General features: G+C 69.8%; 5 protein-coding genes. 1 reads left to right on the plus strand and 4 read right to left on the minus strand.

The window, feature by feature from the left end; all coding sequences use genetic code 11:
* The 4 genes from CA983_RS40755 to sucC all read right to left on the minus strand — a co-directional run.
* On the minus strand, positions 1-416 hold a 416-nt coding region (locus tag CA983_RS40755; protein WP_208637151.1), incomplete at its 3' end, for a CoA transferase.
* Between the two features lie 193 nt (positions 417-609).
* Positions 610-2,166 carry an aldehyde dehydrogenase family protein gene (locus CA983_RS40760; protein ID WP_086605711.1) on the minus strand — a complete coding sequence of 519 codons (1,557 nt, stop codon included), beginning with the start codon at positions 2,164-2,166 and terminating at the stop codon, positions 610-612.
* Positions 2,167-2,330: 164 nt separating this feature from the next.
* The gene (gene sucD, locus CA983_RS40765) at positions 2,331-3,272 is read right to left on the minus strand and encodes a succinate--CoA ligase subunit alpha (RefSeq protein ID WP_086605712.1); all 942 of its coding nucleotides are present in this window, start codon (positions 3,270-3,272) and stop codon (positions 2,331-2,333) included.
* 11 nt (positions 3,273-3,283) lie between these two features.
* Complete coding sequence (sucC, locus tag CA983_RS40770) at positions 3,284-4,414, minus strand: ADP-forming succinate--CoA ligase subunit beta (RefSeq protein WP_086605713.1); 1,131 nt, start codon at positions 4,412-4,414, stop codon at positions 3,284-3,286.
* A 184-nt stretch (positions 4,415-4,598) separates the two neighbouring features.
* Between sucC and CA983_RS40775 the strand changes: the two genes are divergently transcribed.
* The coding region (locus tag CA983_RS40775; RefSeq protein WP_208637150.1) for a CoA transferase at positions 4,599-5,014 on the plus strand (416 nt) is incomplete at its 3' end.

Raw genomic sequence — 5,014 nt, forward strand, 5'->3', positions numbered from 1 at the left:
TCGTACGCCTTGAAGCCGGTGTACGGGCCTTCACCGAAACCCTTGATGGAGGCGTACACGATCCGAGGGTTGATCTGCCTGATCCGCTCCCAGGTGAAACCCATCCGGTCCACCGCACCCGGCGCGAAGTTCTCCACCAGCACATCCGACCGCTCGATCAACGCGGTCAGGATCTCCTTGCCCCGCTCGGTCTTGGTGTTCAGCGTGACACTGCGCTTGTTGCAGTTGAGCATCGTGAAGTACAGCGAGTCCACATCAGGCACATCCCGCAACTGCCCGCGCGTGATGTCCCCGCCCGGAGCCTCCACCTTCACCACATCCGCCCCCAGCCACGCCAGCAACTGCGTCGCCGACGGACCCGACTGCACATGCGTCATATCCAGCACACGGATCCCCTCAAGAGCCTTCGTCATGATCGCCACCTCACTGGTCCGTCTTGGTGTGTACGGCGCCACGGGCGCCGTGAGGATTGCGCCTCCCCCGCTCGATCCACCGTCCGGCGGAGAGCAGGCTCGGGCGCCGCCTCCGCGAAGGCCGCGGGGCGTGGAGTGGGCTGGGTCCAGCCGGTCACCGGACGGCGCCCTGACGTGGGCACCGCCCGGCCGCCGGTCACGGCATCAGCTGGTACTCCGGGAAGTTGCCGGGCAGGCGCTCGCCTGCCGGGCCCTGGGTGACCGCGCGCACCAGCAGCTCACCGCCGACGAAGGCACCGCGCCAGGACGCGCCGAACCCGCCGAACAGCTCCTCCCGGTCGCCTCGCGAACGCGGCTTGCCGTGACCGACCTTGAACGCGCGGATCTGCGGCGCGAGCCGGTCGAAGGTCGCCCGGTCGTCCGTGGACAGCGTGGCCACCAGCGCGCCGTTCGAGGCGTTCATCGCGGCCAGCAGCTCCGCCTCGGTGTCGACCAGGACGATCGTGTCGACGGGGCCGAACGGCTCGGCGTGGTGCAGGGGGGAGGACGGGGGCGGATTCAGGAGCGTGACCGGCTGGACGTATGCCGAGGTGTCCTGACCGGGCAGGAAGCGGGCGTCCGCCACACTGGCGCGGTGCACGGGGACGGCACCGCGGGCGATGGCCTCGGCGACCTGGTCGCGCAGGTCCTTCGCCTTGGCCGCGTTGATCAGCGGCCCGAAGTCCAGTGCCGGGTAGGGGGCGTCGGGGTGCTCCACCGCGAGCGGGTGCCCGACGCGCAGCGTGCGCACGGCCGGGAGGTACGCCGCCAGGAACTCGTCGAACAGCTCCCGCTGGACGACGAAGCGCGGGTACGCCGTGCAGCGCTGCTTGCCGTAGTCGAAGAGCTTGGGGATCAGCGCCGTGAGCGCGTCCCAGTCCGAGTGGTTCCAGATGCCCCAGGTGTTGAGTCCCTCCTGTTCGAGTACATGGCGCTTGCCGAGGTCGGCGACGGCGGTGGCCACCGCGGCGCCGGTGTCGCGACCGCCGACGAAGGAGACGCAGCCGATCTCGGGCGCCCGCACCAGCGCCTCGGACAGCTCTCCCCCGCTGCCGCTGACGAGGGTGACGGGAATCCCCTCGCGTGCGGCGAGCGCACAGGCCAGGGTCAGACAGGCGACACCGCCGTCGGTCGGGGTCTTGGCGATGACCGCGTTGCCTGCCAGTGCCTGGACCAGCAGGGCGTGAACGAGCACGCTCATCGGGTAGTTCCAGCTCGCGATGTTGGACACCGGGCCGTCCAGCGGGGCCCGGCCCTCGACCATCGGCTCGATGCCGTCGACGTACCAGCGCACTCCGTCGATGGCCCGGTCGACGTCCGCCTGCGCGAGCCGCCACGGCTTGCCGATCTCCCAGACGAGCAGGAGGGCGAGGAGTTCGCGGTGCTGGGTGAGGGCGTCGAGGGTGGCCGCGACACGGGCGCGGCGCTCGCCGAGGGGGACGTGCCGCCAGGCGCGGTGCTGGTCGAGCGAGGCGCGCACCGCCTGCTGGGCGGTGACCCCGTCCAGGCGCGGCGGGCCGGCGATCGGGCTGCCGTCGACGGGGCTGGTGGCGGGCAGTGCCCGGCCGTCCGCCTGCCAGGCGGAGTTCCAGAGGTTGAGGACGCGGTCGTCCTGAAACGCCTCTGGCGCGACCGCGAGGCAGCGTCGCCAGGCGTCTTCCCAGGACGTGCCGGACTTCACCACGAGCTGGGTGGAGTTGAGGGTGGTGGTCATTGGGTGTCTCCGCTCTCGGTGCACAGTCGGGGGCGGGAGGCCGGGCAGCTGCCCGAAGGCGGCATGCGTGGCCGCGCGACCATTGGTCGCGGGTAGGAGGGGGGAACGCGGAGGCGCCGCATGTCTTCGGCGGACACTCCCTCGTTCCCGGCGGTCAGTCCGTGTCAGCCGCGAGCGGTGTCGCGGTCGGCGTCGGCGGTGTCGTGGTCGGCGCCCGTGGTGTCACGGTCGACGTCCAGCAGGGCGAGCACGAGGCGGGCCGTGTCGGTGGGGGTGGTGCCGACCTTGACGCCGACCGCCTCCAGGGCTTCCTTCTTCGCCTGCGCCGTGCCCGACGATCCGGACACGATGGCGCCCGCGTGGCCCATGGTCCTGCCCACGGGCGCGGTGAAGCCGGCGATGTAGCCGACGACCGGCTTGGTGACGTGCTCGCGGATGTACGCGGCCGCCCGTTCCTCGGCGTCCCCGCCGATCTCCCCAATGAGGACGATCAGTTCGGTGTCGGGGTCGTCCTGGAAGGCGGCGAGGCAGTCGATGTGGGTGGTGCCGACGACGGGGTCGCCGCCGATGCCGACACAGGTGGAGAAGCCGATGTCGCGCAGCTCGTACATGAGTTGGTAGGTGAGCGTGCCCGACTTGGACACCAGGCCGATGCGGCCCGGCTTGGTGATGTCCGCCGGAATGATGCCGGCGTTGGACTGGCCGGGTGTGATCAGCCCGGGGCAGTTGGGGCCGACGATCCGTGTGCCCTTCTCCTTCGCGTACGCGGTGAAGGCGACGGAGTCGTGGACCGGGATGCCCTCGGTGATGACGACCACGAGGCCGATCCCGGCGTCGGCGGCCTCGACGACCGCCGCCTTGGCGAAGGCGGGCGGTACGAAGACGACGGTGACGTCGGCTCCGGTCGACCGCATGCCGTCGGCCACCGACCCGAAGACGGGTACGGCACGGTCGTCGAAGTCGACGGTACGACCTGCCTTGCGCGGGTTGACGCCGCCGACGACGTTCGTACCGGCCGCGAGCATGCGCCGGGTGTGCTTCATGCCCTCGCCGCCGGTCATGCCCTGGACGAGGACCCTGGACTCCTTGGTGAGGAAGACGGCCATCCACCGCTCCTTCAGCTGGTGTGGGCGAGTTGGGCGGCACGGCGGGCGGCACCGTCCATGGTGGTGGCCTGCTGGACCAGGGGGTGGGCACGCTCGTCGAGGATGGCGCGGCCGCGGACGGCGTTGTTGCCGTCGAGGCGCACGACGAGCGGCTTGGTCAACCGCACCTCGTCCAGGGCCCGGACGATGCCGTCGGCGACCGCGTCGCAGGCGGTGATGCCGCCGAAGACGTTGACGAACACCGACTTCACGTCCGGGTCCGACAGGATGACGGACAGCCCGTCGGCCATGATCCGGGCCGATGCCCCGCCGCCGATGTCGAGGAAGTTGGCGGGGCGGGCACCGCAGCCGGCGACCACGTCGAGGGTCGACATGACGAGGCCGGCGCCGTTGCCGATGATGCCGACCTCGCCGTCGAGCTTGACGTAGTTGAGGCCCTTCGCGGCGGCCGCCGCCTCCAGCGGGTCGTCGTGCACCGCGCCCTCGGTATCCCAGCGGTTCTGCCGGAAGCGGGCATTGTCGTCAAGAGTGACCTTGCCGTCGAGAGCGAGAATCTGGCCTTTGTTCGTACGGACGAGCGGGTTTACCTCAACGAGGACGGCGTCCTCCCGGACCAGCACCTCCCACAGCCGTTCGAGGACGTCGACGGTCTGCGGCGGAAGCCCGGCCGCCGCGGCGATCTCGCCCGCCTTCGCCGAGTGGACGCCCTCGGCCGGGTCGATGGGAATGCGTGCGACGGCCTCCGGGCGACGGGCGGCGACCTCCTCGATCTCCGTGCCGCCCTCCGCCGAGGCCACGGCGAGGAACCGGCCCGCCGCGCGGTCGAGGACGTAGGCGACGTAGAACTCGGCCTCGATGTCGACGGGTTGGGCCAGCATGACCTTGCCGACCGTGTGCCCCTTGATGTCCATGCCGAGGATCTGACGTGCCGTGAGTTCCGCGGCGGCCGGGTCGGCGGCGAGTCTCACACCGCCCGCCTTGCCCCGGCCACCGGTTTTGACCTGCGCCTTCACGACGACGCGGCCACCGAGCCCACGGGCGATCTCACGCGCCTCCTCGGCCGAGGACGTGACGTCCGCCCTCGGTACCGGGATGCCGTGTTCTTCGAAGAGCCCTCGGGCCTGGTGCTCGTACAGGTCCATGATTTGGCTCCCGTCTCAAAAAGGCCGCACGACTGAAAAGTGCTGCGCGACCCCTGGACATCACCCACGGGATGCGGGATAACAATCTTCATACAGTATCCGTCGACTGTATGCAATGTGCCGGACATGGCCCGTGCCCAGCGCCGCCAGGACGTTCGAGGCATAGGGACAAGTGAGGTGACCTGTGACGACGAAGGCGCTCGAAGGCGTTCGTGTGCTGGATATGACGCATGTGCAGTCGGGTCCGTCGGCGACGCAGTTGCTGGCGTGGCTGGGGGCGGATGTGGTGAAGGTGGAGGCGCCGGGCGGGGACATCACGCGCGGGCAGTTGCGGGATGTGCCTGATGTGGACTCGCTGTACTTCACGATGCTCAACTGCAACAAGCGCAGTGTCACGCTGAACACCAAGACCGAGCGGGGCAAGGAGATCCTGACCGCGTTGATCGAGCGGTCGGATGTGCTGGTGGAGAACTTCGCGCCGGGTGCGGTGGACCGGATGGGTTTCACCTGGGAGCGGATCAGGCAGATCAACCCTCGGATCGTGTACGCCTCCATCAAGGGTTTCGGTGAAGGCCCGTACACCGGCTTCAAGGCGTACGA

The sequence above is a fragment of the Streptomyces swartbergensis genome (assembly GCF_002148965.1).
Lineage (GTDB): Bacteria > Actinomycetota > Actinomycetes > Streptomycetales > Streptomycetaceae > Streptomyces > Streptomyces swartbergensis.